Below are 16608 nucleotides of genomic sequence, written 5' to 3'. Positions count from 1 at the left end.
GGTGAGATCCTGTGATACGGGTTACTTTTTCTTGCCGAAGCCGGAGAGGCCGCCGGGGAGGCCGCCCATTCCTCCAAGGCCACCAAGGCCACCGGGCAGGCGCGCACCCATCTGCTTGGCCGCCGCTTCCAGCGCCTTGGGGTCCATCTGCGACGGGTCCATGCCTTCGGGCATACCGCCTTTGCCAAACATGCCCTTCATGGCCTGTTTCAGCATCCCGCCTTTGCCCATCTTGCCCATCTTCTTCATCATGTCGGACATCTGGCGCTGCATCTTCAGCAGCTTGTTGAGGTCCGAGACCTCCATGCCCGCACCTGCCGCGATGCGTTTCTTGCGGCTGGCCTGCAGCAGCGCCGGGTTGGCGCGCTCTTTCTTGGTCATGGAATTGATCAGCGCGATCTGGCGCTTGATGACCTTGTCGTCGAGGTCGGCGCTGTCCACCTGCTTGGCGAGTTTGCCCATGCCGGGCATCATCTCCATCATGCCGGCCATGCCGCCCATCTTGACCATCTGTTCCAGCTGCATCTTCAGGTCGTTCATGTTGAACTGACCCTTCTGGAAGCGCTTCATCATGCGCTCGGCCTGTTCGACCTCGAGCGTCTGTTGCGCCTTTTCAACCAGCGCCACGATGTCGCCCATGCCGAGGATGCGGCCCGCAATTCGGTCGGGCTCGAAGGTCTCGAGCGCGTCCATCTTTTCGCCCAGGCCGACGAACTTGATCGGCTTGCCGGTGACGGCGCGCATGGACAGGGCTGCACCGCCGCGACCGTCGCCGTCCATCCGGGTCAGCACGACGCCGGTGATGCCGACGCGGTTGTCGAAGTTCTCGGCGGTGTGCACCGCGTCCTGACCGGTGAGGCCGTCGACCACCAGCAGCGTCTCACGCGGCTTGGCGACGTCGCGGACGGCTTCGACCTGTTGCATCAGCTCTTCGTCGATGGACAGGCGGCCCGCGGTGTCCAGCAGGTAGACATCGTAACCGCCAAGGCCTGCTTGCGTCTTGGCGCGCTTGGCGATGGCCACCGGGTCCTCGCCCATGACGATCGGCAGGGTGTCGACGCCGATCTGCTGGCCGAGGATGGCCAGCTGCTCCATCGCCGCCGGGCGGTAGATGTCGAGCGAGGCCATCAGGACCTTCTTGCCGTCCCGCTCCTTCAGGCGCTTTGCCAGCTTGGCGGTGGTGGTCGTCTTGCCGCCGCCCTGCAGGCCGACCATGAGGATCGGCGCGGGCGGGTTGTCGATCTTGAGCCGGCCGGGGTCCTGCCCCTCTTCGCCCGCCAGAACGGCGATCAGTTCGTCATGGACGATCTTCACCACCTGTTGCCCCGGCGTCACCGATTTCGTCACCGCCGCGCCGGTGGCTTTCTTCTCCACCGCCTTCACGAACTGGCGCGCCACGGGCAGCGAGACGTCGGCCTCGAGCAGGGCCACGCGCACCTCGCGCAGGGCGGTCTTGACGTCGTCCTCGGAGAGCGCACCCGCCTTGGTCAGCCGGTCGAAGACGCCACCAAGGCGTTCGGAGAGATTTTCGAACATGGGCATTACGCCTTTCTTTTCAGTCTCTGGGGGCTTCCCTCAGGTAGGGACGCGCCACCGGCATCGCAATTCACGGGCCCCGCGAACGGGGCATTCAGCAGGGCAATGCGGAAAAGCCCCCGTGGGCGCAACGCGCTGACGGAGGGCGATCCCGGGCAATGCCCAAGGGACCGGAAGAGTCGAAACCTTCCGGAAGTTGGGGGTTGCTTGCCGGAAAAGCCCTCTGGAGTCAAGCGTGGCAACTGGTGGGGGATCGCGCGCCGTGGTAGCACGTAAAAGGGGATGGGGTGAGGATCATGGTCGAATACGAGATTTTCCCGCGCCTTCGGCTTGTCCGCTTTTCGTGGTCGGGGATCGTGAGCGCGCGACAAATGGTGGAGGTGTCCATAGCCTACACACGTGACCCGGGGTTCCGGCCGGATTTCAACATGACGATGGACCTGCGCGGCGGACGTTTCGCTGCGGATATACAAGAGAGCCTGTCCGAAGTCATCCAGGGGTGTCTGCCGTATTACGAGTCTCACGAGCACTCGGTGCGCAGCGCGCTCTATGCGCCCGACGAGACCGCTTTCGAGGTCGCTCGCCGCTACAGTGCGCAGGCGCGGGCCATGGCGCATTACCCGATCGAGGTCTTCCGGACGACAGGCGGCGCGCTGCGGTTCCTTGGGGTCGCGCCGGACGATCCCGAGGCCGAACGCGTCTATCCCTCGCGGTAGCCGAGGGTGTGGCATGTCCGGGGGACCGTCCCTTCGGCGCTTGGAAAAAGGCGCGCGGTTCAGTGGGCCGTTACCTCGGTGACCTGCAGGCTTCGATGGGCGAGGGCCGCGACTCTCGGTTCTGAAAAACGTGCATGATCCCTGCGTTCGGGTAGCCCGGCACGTAAAGAGACGCCCAAGGGAAAAAGGACCAAATCGACCCTCGCCACGCGGCGGCTGCCGTCCACAAGAAACATTCCCGCCTGTTCGGGCGTTGATTTCCAAGAAAGAATTTTTCATTCTGTCAGAAAGTCTACAACGTCTTATGCCCGTCGATTACGCCGTACACCCTGAATTCAATATCGTCCTTGTCGTGTTTCGCGGCCTCGTCACCGCGCAGGAAAATGTCGACGCGGTGCGAGAGTACCGGTCCGGTCCCCGATACGACCCGATGCATCACGTCCTGATGGATCTTGCCGAATGTCGCTTTCCGGACGACTTCTTTGCCCAGATGCGCGAGATGTCCGAACGTCTCCGACACCACTACGTCGCACGCGATCCCCGCTCGGTCACTTCGATCTACGCGCCGGGTAACGTGGCATACGGAATGGGGCGCCTCTACAAAACCTCGGTGAACCCGAACGCCCCTTACCGGGTCGAAGTTTTTCGCACTCAGGCCGAGGCCCTGCGCTTTGCCGATCTGGACCCTGATGCGCACGGGGTCCAGGGATTGTTGCGCCCGGCGGGACCAGCCGGGCGCGTGCAGGCGTTCTGATCGTCAGGCGGCAAGGTGCGCAATGTCGGCCTCGGCCCGGGCTTTCGAGGCTTCGGCGTCGAGGTTTTGTAGGTCCGAGCGCACCACCTGAATGTCCGTGATGCCGACAAAGCTCAGCATGTGACGCAGCCAGGGGGTCGCAAAGTCAATGGCGCTGTCCACCTCGGTTCCGCCTGTCGCGATGACAAGGATGGCGCGCTTGCCTTTCAGCAGGCCCTCAGGCCCATTTTCGGTGTAGCGGAAGGTGATCCCGGCACGGGCAATCATGTCAAACCAGGATTTCAGGCTGGCAGGCACTCCGAAGTTGTAGATCGGCAGCGCCAGCAACAGTGTGTCTGCCTCGCGCAGTTCGGCGATCAGCGCTTCTGACTGCGCCAGGCGGGCCCGCTGGTCGTCGCTGCGGCTCGCGTCGTCGGTGAATGCCGCATGCAGCCAGCCCGCGTCCAGCTGGGGGATGACCTCTTCGGAAAGGTCGCGGCTGATGGTCTTTACCGGAGAGAGACGCCCGGCCACCTTGTCCGCAAGCGCGCGGCTGGTGGAGTTTTCGTGGCGGGCAGAGGCGTCGATACGCAGCAATGTATGGGTCATGGTGTACGTCCTTTGGTCATTGTCTTTCACGTTCCGTTCAGAACAGAAGTTGGCCCTTGTACCCGCGAACGCAATCTGGGCAGATTGACCGCCAGTGTTGATAAATGCACAGGTTCCGAGATGGACAATTGGGATGAAGTGCGCACCGCCTTTCAGGTGGCGCGCATGGGGACGGTGAGTGGCGCGGCAGAAGTGCTGGGCGTGCACCACGCCACGGTGATCCGCCACATCGACGCCCTTGAGGGGCGCCTGGGCGTGAAACTCTTTCAACGCCATGCGCGCGGCTACACGGCGACAGAGGCCGGACATGACCTGCTGCGAGTCGCGCAGACCACGGATGAGCAGTTCCAGCAACTCGAAGGCCGTATCAAGGGACGCGGCTCGGACGTCTCGGGCGAATTGCTGGTCACGTCGCTCATTGCGTTCGCGCCGTTGATGGTCCCCGCGCTCGCGTCGTTTCGCGAGAAATATCCCGACGTGGTGGTCCGCTACCTGACAGATGACCGCGTGTTCCGGCTGGAATACGGCGAGGCGCATGTGGCCCTGCGCGCCGGTGGCGCCCCGCAGGAGCCGGACAACGTCGTCCGCCCCTTCGCTCATCAGGACGTCGCGTTGTACGGTCACCGCGACTACATCGCGCGCAAGGGTTCACCGAAGGACGAATCCGACCTCAGTGCACACGATTTCGTCGCGCATGACGATCCGGAAAACCGCGCCCCCTTCAACCGCTGGCTGCTGAGCAAGGTGCCCTTCCAGCGCGTCGTCTTCCGCACCGCCGACAGCCGCGTGATGGAAAACGCCGTGCTGGCCGGGGCGGGTCTGGGCTTCATGGGCACGCGAGAGGCGGCGCTGCACCCGGACCTCGTTCAGGTCATGCCGCCGCGCGGCGAGTGGACGACGCCGCTCTGGCTCGTGACACATGTGGACCTGCACCGCACCGCCAAGGTCCAGGCTTTCCTGGCGCATCTCAAGACGTTTGCAGGCGAGGGTTCGGCACGGTGACAACGGGCCTGAGCGAGGCAGGCAAGGGACACCTTGCCATGCTGGGCTTCGCGGCAATCGTCGCTGGGTCCTTCCCCTTTGGCGCCATGGTTGGCCCTTACATTGACCCGGTGGTTCTGAACGCGGTGCGCTTTGCCGTCGCGGCGGTCGCCATGTGGATGCTGGTCCTGCTCAGCGGGCAGGGGGCAAAGGGCGTCAGCCGCGCGCCCTGGCGTTACTTCGCCCTCGCCGGGCTCTTTGCGATCTACTTCGTCACCATGTTCGAAGGGCTGAAGACCGCCGAGCCTGTCTCGATGGCGGCCGTCTTCACCCTCAACCCGCTGCTCACCGCGATCTTTGGATGGTTCGTCGTCCGGCAGGTCACGACCGCGCGCATGGCACTGGCCATCGTCGTGGGGGGCCTGGGGGCGCTTTGGGTGATCTTCCGAGGCGATCCGGCTCTGGCGATGAAATTCGAGATCGGCCACGGCGAACGCATCTACTTCTGGGGCTGCATCGCGCACGCGCTCTACTCGCCGCTTTTGCGCAAGCTGAACCGGGGCGAACCGGCGCTCGCCTTCGTGGCCTCGATCCTCACGGCAGGGGCCGTGATCCTCGGCGTCTACGCCTTCGGGGACATCGTGAACACAGACTGGGCCGCCATGCCCGCCATCGTCTGGTGGGTGATCCTGTATACGGCCATCGTGGCCACCGGCGTGACCTTCCTGATCCTGCGCTATGCCACGCTGCGACTGCCCTCGGCCAAGGTCATGGCCTACACCTATCTCGTGCCGTCTTGCGTGATCCTCTGGCAGCTGGCGCTGGGGCAGGGTGTCCCGGCCGCCATGGTGCTGCCGGGCGTAGCGCTGACGGTGATTTCGCTGCTGATGCTGCTGAAGGACGAGGGGCACTGAACAAGAGCCTCCGGCGGGCGGCAGAGCAAGGCAGAGAAACCAGGCGCGCGCCGCTTTTTCTCTGCTTGGCAAATACTTATTCAGGTGTCGCCGCCCGCTCCGTCCTCGGTGGCAGGAAACTCCCGCGCAAGGAACCGTTCGAAATCGTCAAGGTTCACCGGCTCGAACAGACCGAAGCCCTGCATCCAGACCGTCGCCTCGCGCAGGGCGTCCGGTTCCAGCTTGCACCATTTGACCCGGCCACGTTTCTCCTGAGAGATCAGCCCGGCAGCGGTCAGCACCATCAGGTGCTTGGAAATCGCCGCCAGCGACATCTCGAACGGCTCCGCCACGTCGGTCACGGCCATGTCATCCTCGAGCAGCATGGCGAGGATCTGGCGGCGCGTCGGATCGGCAAGCGCGGCAAAGGTGGCGTCGAGACGGTTGGTCATGCTCTCCGATAGCGCGGAACGGCGGGCTTTGACAGTGGGCGCGGTGTAGCCCGCCGCGGTCACGCCTCGGGAACCGGAAGAAAGACGGTGTCCAAGGTCGGCACAGAGTCATCGCCCAGCGTCACCCTGCGGGACATCAGGCCGGGACGGGACCGCACGGCCATGCCTGCATCTGCAGAGCGCGAGATCAGGGGCAGGATGGGGTGATCGTAGATGACCCGGCTGCGGCGGCCGGTTTCCTGCCAGCGCCCGTCGACCCGCTGCATCAGGCGACTGACAATGACGAAGTCGAAACGACCACCCAGGGGAGCCTTGGGGCGGGGCTTCTCGTGAACCAGCGCCACGGTGCCCTCGGCAAGCGTGGACGGGATGCGCAGGATGCAGGTCTCCTGCCCGGGCCGCGAGTCCGACCACGGGGAATTCGGGTCCCAATGTTCGAAGGTGGCGCAATCCTCGGCGGTGACGACGCGGCGGTGCAGGGTCACGGGCATCTCGGGCCTGTCGTAATCCGGTGCCCGCACCGTGATCACCCCGTCGAACCCCATGTCGAGCAGGTCATGGCACCAAGCGTCGCAGTCCGTGCGGGGGCTGTCGATCACGATCGTGCCGGTGCGGGCGAGGGGGGACGGAAAGGGGTGATCCCTTGCGGCCAGCGCCTGAGCCGTGGAGTCCATCCGGGCGGCGACCAGAGGCGGCATCAGGGCCAACACCCCGCAGAGCACCGCGCCGACGATCCATCCATGCCGCACCCCCATCAGGCGCAGGGCGCGGTGAGGTACAAGGATCAGCGCCAGCGCAACGGTCATCGTGGGCAGGACAAAAACCAGCGCTGTGATCGGCAGCCCGATGACGGAGATGGCTGTGATCGTGGCCACGATGTCACCCAACGGCGTCCACGTCAGGGCCGAAAGCACCGCGAGGACGATGAGCCAGATCGGCACAACGTACCGCTCGCGCGCACGTGCGCCGGGAACGGCGGTGTCCGGCGGAGGGGGCTTTTGCAGGGCGAAGGTAATGATGACGGTAAAAACGATCGAGGGGAGCACATACAGCGCGGAGGTCGGTAGGGTCATCATGGGCTACTCGTTAAGGTGCCTGCCAATAGTTTCGTACAATTATGGCGTGAGTTTGCAGGGTTTCGGGCGGCAACGCGACGGCCCTCGATGCCAAGATCAACTGAAAGGTTGAATATCGTTTCACGTCCGCGAGAGCGCTAACCACGGGTGCGACGGAATCGACGCGCTCTCCGTATGTCCGATTTTTCAACGAAAAATCAAACACATCCCCAGCCAAAGCGCACCATTAACCGGGCGTTGACTCGCAAGGCCCCACCGCCTATTCCCTCCCCGAACTCTGGTGGAGCCGACACGCCCATGAGCGCGCCCGACGAAAAGCAGCAGATGCAGCAACTCGAGGCCCGCATCGCCGCCTACAAGAAGGCGACCGGGCAGACGAAGCGGCACCAGGAAGAACACTACAGTCAGGCCAACATCGCCTGGCGGATGGTGACGGAGATGGTGGCGGGCCTGGGTATCGGGTTCGGCATCGGCTACGGGTTGGACATGGTGCTGGGCACCGCGCCTTTCCTGATGGTCATCTTCGCACTGCTCGGCATCGCCGCCGGCATCAACGTGATGCTGCGCACGGCGAAGGAAGTGCAGGCGAAGGCGGAATTGACAGCGACGCAGGCGTCGCAACACGGCAACGGGGCGGACGCGCCCGACACGAACACGAGCGTCGCGCGCGACGCCAACGAGGGGAACAGAGATGGCAGCTGAAACGCACGCAGCCGAAGCCGGTCACGGCGCAGCGGAAATGGCACAGGAAGGCGGCAACGCCCTTGTTTTCCACCCGATGGACCAGTTCATCGTCAAGCCGCTGTTCGGCCATGGCGAAGTGGGCATGTTCACCATCACCAACGTGACCCTGTGGCTGTTCCTCGCCATCGTGTCGGTCGTGCTGCTGATGGTCGTGGGCACCTCGCGCCGCGCCATCGTGCCGTCGCGGTCGCAGTCTGTCGCTGAGCTGGCCTACGGCTTCGTGCACAAGATGGTCGAAGACGTCACCGGCAAGGACGGTCTGAAGTTCTTCCCCTATATCATGACGCTGTTCCTCTTCATCGTCTTCGCGAACTTCCTCGGCCTGATCCCGATGTCCTTCACCACCACCTCGCACTTTGCCGTGACCGTGGTGCTGGCGCTGGCCGTGTTCCTGACCGTGACCATCCTCGGCTTCGTCAAGAACGGCGCGTCGTTCCTCGGCCTCTTCTGGGTGTCCTCGGCACCGCTGGCCCTGCGCCCTATCCTGGCGATCATCGAACTGATCTCGTACTTCGTGCGCCCGGTCAGCCACTCCATCCGTCTTGCCGGCAACGTCATGGCAGGCCACGCGGTGATCAAGGTCTTCGCAGGCTTTGCCGCCATCGCAGCCATCTCGCCGATCTCGGTCATCGCCATCACCGCGATGTACGGTCTGGAAATCCTCGTGGCCTTCATCCAGGCCTACGTTTTCACGATCCTGACCTGCGTGTACCTCAAGGACGCGCTGCATCCGCACCACTAACGTCGGCGGGCCCTTGGCCCCCGACCCCGCAAAACACCCTAATACAAAACTTCCAATCGTAAGGAGATACACCATGGAAGGTCTTCAGTTCATCGGCGCAGGTCTCGCAGCAATCGGTTCCGGCGCAGCCGCAATCGGTGTGGGCAACGTTGCCGGCAACTTCCTGGCAGGCGCTCTGCGCAACCCGTCGGCTGCCGCGTCGCAGACCGCAACCCTCTTCATCGGCATCGCATTCGCAGAAGCACTGGGCATCTTCTCGTTCCTGGTCTCCCTGCTGCTGATGTTCGCCGTCTGATTCACGGAACTTAACGATCCTTACGCGCGGGCGGCCTGACCACAGGCCGCCCGATGTAGAGACAAGTTCCGACGGAGGACGACATGGCGACCGAAACTCACGGGGCCGAAGCTGTCAGCGCATGTGTGGATTCTCACGGCTCTGCCGTCGGGATGCCCCAGCTCTGCGGAGACTGGATTGGCAATCAGGTCTTCTGGCTCATCATCACGCTCGTGGTGATCTACTTTATTCTGGCGCGTGTCGCTCTGCCGCGGATCGCGTCCGTCCTGGCTGAACGTCAGGGCACCATCACGAATGACATCGCCGCAGCCGAAGAGCTGAAGGTGAAGGCACAGGAGGCCGAAGCGGCCTACGAGAAAGCCCTCGCCGACGCGCGCACCGAGGCACAGGCGATCGCGCAGAAGACGCGCGACGAGATCAAGGCCGACCTTGACGACGCTTTGGCCAAGGCCGACGCGGAAATCTCGGCCAAGGCCGCTGAATCGGAGAAGGCAATCGCCGAGATCCGCGCCAGCGCCGTGGCCAACGTCGAGGTGGTGGCCAAGGACACCGCGGCAGCCATCGTGGCAGCGCTCGGCATGTCGGCAGACGATGCCGCCATCAACGCCGCTGTCGACAGCCAGCTGAAAGGGTAAGTACATGACGCGTTTCATCCTTCCCGCATCGCTGACTGGGGCACTGCTGACCGCAGCCGCACCGGCGCACGCCGCAAGCGGGCCGTTCTTCAGCCTGCACAACACCAACTTCATCGTGCTGCTGGGCTTCCTGCTGTTCCTGGCCGTGCTCGTCTACTTCAAGATCCCCGGCCTGCTGGGTGGTCTTCTGGACAAGCGCGCCGCGGACATCCAGGCCGAGCTGGACGAGGCCCGTCGCATCCGCGAAGAGGCACAGACCCTGCTGGCATCCTACGAGCGCAAGCAGCGTGACGTACAGGATCAGGCAGACCGCATCGTGGCCCACGCCCGTCAGGAGGCCGAACTGGCCGCCGAGCAGGCAAAGGCCGACCTGAAGGACTCCATTGCACGCCGTCTGGCTGCCGCCGAAGGCCAGATCGCCTCGGCCGAAGCCAAGGCCGTCAAGCAGGTCCGCGATCAGGCCGCCGCCGTGGCCGTGGCCGCTGCACGCAAGGTCGTGGCCGACCAGATGGACCCGGCAAAGTCCGGCCAGATGATCGACGCCTCGATCGCCGAAGTGGGCGCCAAGCTGCACTGAGGCCCGACAGCCAACGCATGAAGGACCCGGCCTTTCGGTCGGGTTTTTCTGTCTCTGGGTCGTTTCTGGCTCATCTCCGGCGCCCGCCGCCTGCGCGGCAGGACCGCCACGGTTCGCGGGTCTTCTGCGGGCTTCATCTTTTCTTGAGGGCGCGCACAATATACCGTGGGCGGCAACCAGCCACGGACAACACGTGGTATTTCTTGAGGGACATCGGGCGTGGCACACATCATCGTTGTCGGCAATGAAAAGGGCGGTGCGGGCAAATCCACCGTCTCCATGCATCTCGCGACCGCATTGGCGCGACTGGGCCACCGGGTGCAGACCCTGGACCTCGACATCCGCCAGCGCAGCCTCGGTCGGTACACCGAGAACCGCATGGCCTACCTCGAAAAGATTGGCATTGACTTGCCCTCTCCGATGCACACGGAACTGCCCAACATCGAAAAAGAGACGCTCGACCCCGGCGAGAACGCCAACGACAGACGCCTGTCCGAAGCCGTGGCTGGCATGGAAGAGACCTGCGATTTCATCGTGATCGACTGCCCCGGCTCGCACACGCGGCTGGCGCAGGTGGCGCATTCGCTGGCCGACACGCTGGTCACGCCGCTCAACGACAGTTTCATCGACTTCGACCTGCTGGCCCGCATCGACGCGGACGGGGACAAGATCCTCGGCCCGTCGGTCTACTCGGAAATGGTCTGGTCCGCCCGCCAGGTTCGCGCGCAGGCCGGCCTGCCGCCCATCGACTGGGTTGTCTTGCGCAACCGCCTCGGCGCGCAGCAGATGGTCAACAAGATGAAGATCGAAAAGGCCTTGGAACGCCTGTCCAAGCGCATCGGCTTCCGCGTCGCACCCGGCTTCTCGGAGCGCGTCGTCTTCCGCGAACTCTTCCCGCGCGGCCTGACCCTGCTCGATCTCAAGGACGTGGGCGTCAAGCAACTGAACATCTCCAACGTCGCCGCCCGGCAGGAGCTACGCGAACTCATCAAGGCGCTCAAACTGCCCGGGGTCGAGGTCAATTTCTGACGGCGGATCGCGGGACCATCCCTTCATTGGCCGCCCGCATCGGCCCACAGGTTCAGGACATCGCTTCATCGTCGCGGCTTGGTCTATACCATGGACACGGGGGCCCGCTCCCCTGCTTCTTTGGTTTTCCAAATACCTTGGGGGTCTGGGGGTGAAACCCCCAGCCGATCACCTGAGCGCAGCGAAGGCGAAACCCCAACCAAAACACGAAAAGGGCCGGGTTTCCCCGGCCCTCTCCAGTTCGCGTGAGTGTTGGATTATTCCGCCGGGACCGCCGCTGCCCCCACCGGCGCGAAATGCTGCCGGTTCAGGCGGGCGACCAGCGCGATGGCCACCAGTTGCGAGGCAATGGCCAGCGCGGTCCAGACCCAGTACCCCGTGCCGAACTTCTCGATCACATTCGCAGCCACCAGTCCCTTGTTGATGAAGAAATGCAGCATCACCGAGAAGGCCACGAAGGGGCACACCAGTGCATAGGACCCGGCCGAGGTCTTGGACCCCATGACGAAATCGTTGAAATACCCCTGCGCCTTCAGCACCACCATCCCGAGGCCAAGGAAGGCCACCTGGATCGACAACAGCCGCGCGAGAAAGACCATCGTCTCTCCGGCATTGCCATGGGCATCAAAGGTGGTGTGCAGCCCATGATCCTGCCGCACGAACATGATTCCCAACACGGTGACGATCGGCACGATGATCATCAGGGTCGGGCCTGCCTCCCGCGCGGTCCCGTAGTGCAGCATCGACGAGAACGCGGTGACGGCGGCGAACAACGTGTAGAGGATCGCGATGGTCCCGAGTACGGTGGACAGGATCAGCGAGGCGCCAACGGTGGTTGCATTGGTGCTCATCGCGGCGGGGGCCGAGAAGCCCACGGCGATCATCGCCACGGTGAACGCCGGCAGCAGTTGCGCAAAGGAGTTATGCGCGGTCACGTCAAAGATCCCGCCCTTGGACAACACCCGCCCGAGGAAGTCCGCGATCAGCCGGAACGCGATCACCGCGATCAGGCCAAAGGCCACCATGGCGAGCGGAAAGAGGTATTCGACCACGGTCCACAGTTGCGGCACGAAGACCAGCCCGAGGATGAAGCCCACGTTCACCGACATGGCCAGCGCCAGCGGCATGGCCAGCAGGGTGGTTTCTCCGTTCGACGTACGCAGGGATTCGTAGGCAGCGGTTTTCTTGAACTCGGCGTAGCGCGCCAGGTTCCAGATCAGAGACTTGATGTTGAGGTAGGCAAACACCGCGATCCCCGCCATGGACACGGCCACGGCGGCTTGCTGCCACGGGTTGCCCGTCGCCCAGGCGGCCATCAGGTCCTCGAAGATCGGGACCGGGCGACCGGGGTGGGGGACCCAGAACATCAGGAACATGAAGAAGGTGACGGCGATCCCCCCTGCGCCCAACGATTGCAGGAAGTAGATCGGCGCGTAGGCGTCGGCGGGTTTGCGGGTCAATGCGTCTGTCCGGGCCATGGCGGCTCTCCATACATTCTGAGTTTGGAATACTATAAAAATTCCACAGTTGGAATGTAAAGAAAAACCTATCCGAACGCGCCACCCTCCGGGGGCCTCCTATTAACCACTTGCTAACCAAGCCCTGAAAATCATGGGGAATGCGACTGTTACCACTCATCGCTCTTCTCGGTCTCGTTGCATGTGATGCGGCGGGACCGGGCTTTTCCCGGTCGGCAAAGGTGCAGCGCGTGGTCGATGGATCGCAGTTCACCCTGCGCAGGCAGGGCGATGTGGTCGAGGCGATTCGCACCTCGTCGGAACTGCTCCCGCGTTTCCAGGTCATCGGGCGCCGCGCTGCCATCGCCGCCTGGCAGGGCACCGGCTGCACCCCGTCCTGGGTTCTGGGCGACCCCGCAATGATGTGGGTGGGCCTGTCCTGCGACGGACGCCCGGCACCCCAGATGCCAAAGCGGCCACGCCTCTTGGAATGCGCGGTGTTCGATGCCGGGCAAGGAGCGCTGGACGTGCTCTGCGGCGGCTAGGTCTCACCCATATCTTGTGGACAAAACCCGCCGATCCGCCATATGGCGCGGCGCAGAGATTGACTCCCGGGACCGGGATACGGCACCTTTCCGGTCTGAAAAGGAATCGATCCCGTGCAGTTTTCCCGCCTCCGCCTGTCCGGCTTCAAAAGCTTCGTGGACCCGACCGACCTGATGATCTCCAGTGGTCTGACGGGCGTGGTCGGTCCGAACGGCTGCGGCAAATCCAACCTGCTCGAGGCGTTGCGCTGGGTGATGGGCGAAACCCGCGCCAAGGCCATGCGCGGCGGCGGGATGGAGGACGTGATCTTTGCCGGGGCCGCCTCGCGCCCCGCGCGCAACTTTGCCGAGGTCAGCCTGGTCATCGACAACCAGGATCGCCTTGCGCCTGCAGGGTTCAACGACAGCGACACGCTCGAGGTCACCCGGCGCATCACCCGCGACATCGGCTCGGCCTACAAGGTGAACGGCAAGGACACGCGGGCGCGCGACGTGCAGATGCTGTTCGCCGATGCCGCGACGGGCGCGACCTCGCCCGCGCTGGTGCGTCAGGGGCAGATCGCGGAACTCATCAATGCCAAGCCGCAGAATCGCCGCAAGGTGCTGGAGGATGCCGCCGGGATCGGGGGCCTGTACCAGCGCCGCCACGAGGCGGAACTGAAGCTGAAGAACACCGAGGCCAACCTTTTACGCGTCGACGACGTGGTGGAACAGCTGGCAGGGCAACTGGGACAACTGGCGCGTCAGGCCCGGCAGGCACAGCGCTACCGCCAGATCGGCGAGGAACTGCGGCAGGCTGAAGGGACACTGTTCTACCGCCGCTGGCAGGAGGCCGATCAGGCCCGCGCCGCCGCCGAGGCTGCCCTGCGAGAATTGGTCACCGCCGCCGCCACCGCCGAGCGCACCGCCCGCGAAGCCGAGAAGGCGCGCGGCACCGCCGAGGAAAAGCTCCCCGCCCTGCGCGAGGAAGACGCCATTGCCGCCGCCATCCTGCAACGCCTTCTGGTGCAGCGCGACGCGCTGTCCGATCAGGAAAAGCAGGCCGCCGACCGCATCGAAACCCTGCGCAAGCGCATCGCCCAGCTGGATCAGGACATGGCCCGCGAAGAGGTGCTGAACCGCGACGCAGGCGAAACCATCGAACGCCTCGAATGGGAGGCGCGCGAGTTGAAGAAGGCCTCCGAAGGCCACGACGACAAGCTGGCCGAGGCGCAGGATGCGGCGCACGAGGCCTCGGACGTGTTGCAGGCGCGCGAGGCCGATCTTGGCCAGATGACCGAGGACGTGGCGCGGCTCGCCGCCCGTCACCAGTCGGCACAGCGCTACCTTGCCGACTGCCAGCGCACCGTTGCCCGTGCCGACTCCGAGGCACAGAAGGCGCGCGAAGGCGTGGCCGAGGCCAAGGGGCGCCTCGGCACAACCCGCGAGGCTGCCGAGGAGGCCAAGGGTCGCCAGATGGACGCGCAGGCCATGGCCGAGCGCGCCGAGACCCTGCTGACCGACGCCGAGGCTGCCCGCGCCGAGTGCCAGTCGCGCGAGGCCGAGGCGCGCGGCGAACGTTCCGAGGCCGAGGGGGTGATGAACGCCCTGCGCGCCGAGGTGACCGCGCTGGCGCGCCTGCTGGACCGCGACACCGCCGAGGGTGGGCAGATCCTCGACCGTTTGCAGGTGGAGCAGGGCTTTGAAAAGGCGCTTGGCGCGGCCCTGGCCGATGACCTGCGCGCGCCCGAGGTCGGCGAGGATGGCCCCTCCGGCTGGCTGGTGCTGCCCGCTTATGACGTGACGCAGCCCTTGCCTGCGGGCGTGACTTCGCTGGCGCAGCACGTGTCGGTCCCCGAAGTGCTGGAACGCCGCCTCTCCCAGATCGGTCTGGTGGAGGCCGAGGACGGCCCGCGCCTGCAAACGCTTTTGAAGCCCGGTCAGCGGCTGGTGTCGCTTGAGGGCGACCTTTGGCGCTGGGACGGTTTCCGCGCATGGGCCGAGGATCAGCCCTCTGCCGCTGCGATGCGGCTGGAACAGCTGAACCGCCTTGAGGCGCTGAAACAGGAAATGGCCGAGGCGACGGCGGTTCTGGACGGCACCCGTGCCGCCCATGACGCGCTGGTGGCCCGGCTCGCCGACCTCACCCGCGCCGACAAGGAAACCCGCGAAGCCCGCCGCATGGCCGACCAGAAGGTCACCGAGGCCGCCCGTGCCCTCTCCCGCGCCGAGGCCGAGCGCGACATGGCCGAGGGCAAGTTGGAAAGCGCCTCGCTGGCGGTGCGCCGCTTCGAGGACGAGGCGGGCACCGCGCGCGGCCAGTTGAAGGAAGCCGAGCGCGCGCTGGCCGACCTTGACGATCTGGACGACGTGCGCACGCAGTTCGAAGACGTGAAGATGACCGTCGAGGCCGCGCGCATGACCATGATGGCGCGCCGCTCTGCCGCCGACGAATTGCGCCGCGAGGGCGAGGCCCGCAAGGGGCGGTCCCAGCAGGTGACAAAGGAACTGTCCGGCTGGCGGCTGCGGCTGGAAAACGCCACGGCGCGGGCGCAGGAACTGGCGGAGCGCAAGGCCGACGCCGAGGACGAGTTGGCCGATGCCTATGAGGTGCCCGACGCTCTGACGACCCAGCGCGAGGAACTGACCGAAGGGATCGAGCAGGCCGAGGAGCGCAAGGCGCTGTCCCACGACAAGCTGGTCGAGGCGGAAACCGTGCTGCGCGACGCCGTGACTGCCGAGCGGGATGCCGAACGGCTGGCAGGCGAGGCCCGCGAGGCCCGCGCACGCGCCGAGGCCCGCGCTGACGCCGCCCGCGAAGGAGTCGCCGCCGCCGCCTTGCGTATCCACGAGGCGCTGGAGACCACGCCTGACAAGCTGCTGGAAACGCTGGACATCACGCCCGAAGACCTGGGTGATGCCGAGAAGATCGAGATCGAGGTCGCCCGCCTGAAACGCGCCCGCGATGCGCTTGGCGCCGTGAACCTGCGTGCCGAGGAAGACGCCCGCGAAGTCCAGACCGAGCACGACCAGCTGGTGGCCGAGAAGAACGACCTCGAAGAGGCGGTCAAGGCGCTGCGCACCGGGATCGCCTCGCTGAACCGCGAGGGCCGCGAGCGCCTGCTGACGGCTTTCGAACAGGTGAATTCCAACTTCACCATGCTGTTCACGCATCTGTTCGGCGGCGGCGAGGCGAACCTGGTGATGGTCGAATCCGACGACCCGCTGGAGGCGGGCCTTGAGATCATGTGTCAGCCGCCGGGCAAGAAGCTGTCGGTGCTGTCGCTGATGTCCGGGGGCGAGCAGACGCTGACCTGTCTCGCGCTGATCTTTGCGGTCTTCATGGCGAACCCCTCGCCGATCTGCGTGCTGGACGAGGTGGACGCGCCGCTGGACGACGCCAACGTCACGCGCTTTTGCGACATGCTCGACGAGATGTGCCGCCGCACCGAGACGCGCTTTCTGGTCATTACGCACCACGCGGTCACCATGGCGCGCATGGACCGTCTGTTCGGCGTCACCATGCAGGAGCAGGGCGTGTCGCAGCTGGTCTCGGTCGACCTGAAGCGCGCCGAGAAGCTGGTGGCATGAGGGATTTCGCCTTGCGGG

At 65.0% G+C, this 16608-nt stretch carries 17 protein-coding genes; 12 read left to right on the top strand and 5 right to left on the bottom strand.

The genetic code is table 11. The features are described 5' to 3' along the window. Nucleotides 1-21: 21 nt before the first annotated feature. Nucleotides 22-1536, bottom strand: coding sequence for a signal recognition particle protein (gene ffh, locus ACP16H_RS11055; protein ID WP_425072471.1), 1515 nt, complete (start codon nucleotides 1534-1536; stop codon nucleotides 22-24). Nucleotides 1537-1832: 296 nt separating this feature from the next. Between ffh and ACP16H_RS11050 the strand changes: the two genes are divergently transcribed. Beyond that, the gene (locus ACP16H_RS11050; RefSeq protein WP_425072347.1) at nucleotides 1833-2252 is read left to right on the top strand and encodes a hypothetical protein; all 420 of its coding nucleotides are present in this window, start codon (nucleotides 1833-1835) and stop codon (nucleotides 2250-2252) included. A 304-nt stretch (nucleotides 2253-2556) separates the two neighbouring features. Beyond that, the gene (locus ACP16H_RS11045; protein ID WP_425072346.1) at nucleotides 2557-3006 is read left to right on the top strand and encodes a hypothetical protein; all 450 of its coding nucleotides are present in this window, start codon (nucleotides 2557-2559) and stop codon (nucleotides 3004-3006) included. Between the two features lie 3 nt (nucleotides 3007-3009). Here the strand turns inward: ACP16H_RS11045 and ACP16H_RS11040 are convergent, their stop codons facing one another. Continuing rightward, nucleotides 3010-3594 (bottom strand): FMN-dependent NADH-azoreductase, encoded by a 585-nt coding sequence (locus ACP16H_RS11040; RefSeq protein WP_425072345.1) that lies wholly within the window; start codon nucleotides 3592-3594, stop codon nucleotides 3010-3012. Between the two features lie 120 nt (nucleotides 3595-3714). Here ACP16H_RS11040 and ACP16H_RS11035 point away from each other — a divergent pair, with 120 nt between their 5' ends. Continuing rightward, complete coding sequence (locus ACP16H_RS11035) at nucleotides 3715-4596, top strand: LysR family transcriptional regulator (RefSeq protein ID WP_425072344.1); 882 nt, start codon at nucleotides 3715-3717, stop codon at nucleotides 4594-4596. A gap of 8 nt (nucleotides 4597-4604) precedes the next feature. Next, entirely contained in the window at nucleotides 4605-5489 is an 885-nt protein-coding gene (locus ACP16H_RS11030; RefSeq protein WP_425072470.1) for a DMT family transporter, read from the top strand. 80 nt (nucleotides 5490-5569) lie between these two features. On the opposite strand, the gene ACP16H_RS11025 is transcribed toward ACP16H_RS11030, so the two are convergent. Both ACP16H_RS11025 and ACP16H_RS11020 read right to left on the bottom strand, forming a co-directional pair. Continuing rightward, nucleotides 5570-5920 carry an ArsR/SmtB family transcription factor gene (locus ACP16H_RS11025; RefSeq protein WP_425072343.1) on the bottom strand — a complete coding sequence of 117 codons (351 nt, stop codon included), beginning with the start codon at nucleotides 5918-5920 and terminating at the stop codon, nucleotides 5570-5572. A 59-nt stretch (nucleotides 5921-5979) separates the two neighbouring features. Beyond that, a complete protein-coding gene (locus ACP16H_RS11020; RefSeq protein ID WP_425072342.1) occupies nucleotides 5980-6996 on the bottom strand; it encodes a hypothetical protein in 1017 nt (338 codons plus the stop codon). A 297-nt stretch (nucleotides 6997-7293) separates the two neighbouring features. On the opposite strand from ACP16H_RS11020, the gene ACP16H_RS11015 reads away from it, so the two are divergent. The 6 genes from ACP16H_RS11015 to ACP16H_RS10990 all read left to right on the top strand — a co-directional run bounded on the left by ACP16H_RS11015 (nucleotide 7294) and on the right by ACP16H_RS10990 (nucleotide 11018). Continuing rightward, the gene (locus tag ACP16H_RS11015) at nucleotides 7294-7698 is read left to right on the top strand and encodes an AtpZ/AtpI family protein (RefSeq protein WP_425072341.1); all 405 of its coding nucleotides are present in this window, start codon (nucleotides 7294-7296) and stop codon (nucleotides 7696-7698) included. Next, the gene (locus ACP16H_RS11010) at nucleotides 7688-8482 is read left to right on the top strand and encodes a F0F1 ATP synthase subunit A (RefSeq protein WP_425072340.1); all 795 of its coding nucleotides are present in this window, start codon (nucleotides 7688-7690) and stop codon (nucleotides 8480-8482) included. Before ACP16H_RS11015 ends, ACP16H_RS11010 begins: the two co-directional genes overlap by 11 nt. 73 nt (nucleotides 8483-8555) lie before the next feature. Beyond that, nucleotides 8556-8777, top strand: coding sequence for a F0F1 ATP synthase subunit C (locus tag ACP16H_RS11005; RefSeq protein ID WP_425072339.1), 222 nt, complete (start codon nucleotides 8556-8558; stop codon nucleotides 8775-8777). 83 nt (nucleotides 8778-8860) lie between these two features. Further along, the gene (locus ACP16H_RS11000; protein WP_425072338.1) at nucleotides 8861-9412 is read left to right on the top strand and encodes a F0F1 ATP synthase subunit B'; all 552 of its coding nucleotides are present in this window, start codon (nucleotides 8861-8863) and stop codon (nucleotides 9410-9412) included. Nucleotides 9413-9416: 4 nt separating this feature from the next. Further along, complete coding sequence (locus tag ACP16H_RS10995; RefSeq protein WP_425072337.1) at nucleotides 9417-9989, top strand: F0F1 ATP synthase subunit B; 573 nt, start codon at nucleotides 9417-9419, stop codon at nucleotides 9987-9989. A 219-nt stretch (nucleotides 9990-10208) separates the two neighbouring features. Then, on the top strand, nucleotides 10209-11018 hold the full coding sequence (locus ACP16H_RS10990) for a division plane positioning ATPase MipZ (protein WP_425072336.1): 810 nt from the start codon (nucleotides 10209-10211) through the stop codon (nucleotides 11016-11018). 257 nt (nucleotides 11019-11275) lie between these two features. Here ACP16H_RS10990 and ACP16H_RS10985 read toward each other — a convergent pair whose 3' ends face one another. Then, entirely contained in the window at nucleotides 11276-12496 is a 1221-nt protein-coding gene (locus tag ACP16H_RS10985) for a TsoY family (seleno)protein (RefSeq protein WP_425072335.1), read from the bottom strand. Between the two features lie 230 nt (nucleotides 12497-12726). On the opposite strand from ACP16H_RS10985, the gene ACP16H_RS10980 reads away from it, so the two are divergent. Both ACP16H_RS10980 and smc read left to right on the top strand, forming a co-directional pair. Then, nucleotides 12727-13020: a hypothetical protein gene (locus tag ACP16H_RS10980; RefSeq protein WP_425072334.1), complete on the top strand. Its 294-nt coding sequence runs from the start codon at nucleotides 12727-12729 to the stop codon at nucleotides 13018-13020. Nucleotides 13021-13134: 114 nt separating this feature from the next. Then, nucleotides 13135-16590: a chromosome segregation protein SMC gene (gene smc, locus ACP16H_RS10975; RefSeq protein WP_425072333.1), complete on the top strand. Its 3456-nt coding sequence runs from the start codon at nucleotides 13135-13137 to the stop codon at nucleotides 16588-16590. Nucleotides 16591-16608: the final 18 nt, after the last annotated feature.

The sequence above is a fragment of the Sagittula sp. S175 genome, from assembly GCF_049800975.1.
Taxonomy (GTDB): domain Bacteria; phylum Pseudomonadota; class Alphaproteobacteria; order Rhodobacterales; family Rhodobacteraceae; genus Sagittula.
Note: the sequence above shows the minus strand (reverse complement) of the source record. Positions and strands in the feature narration are given on the sequence as shown.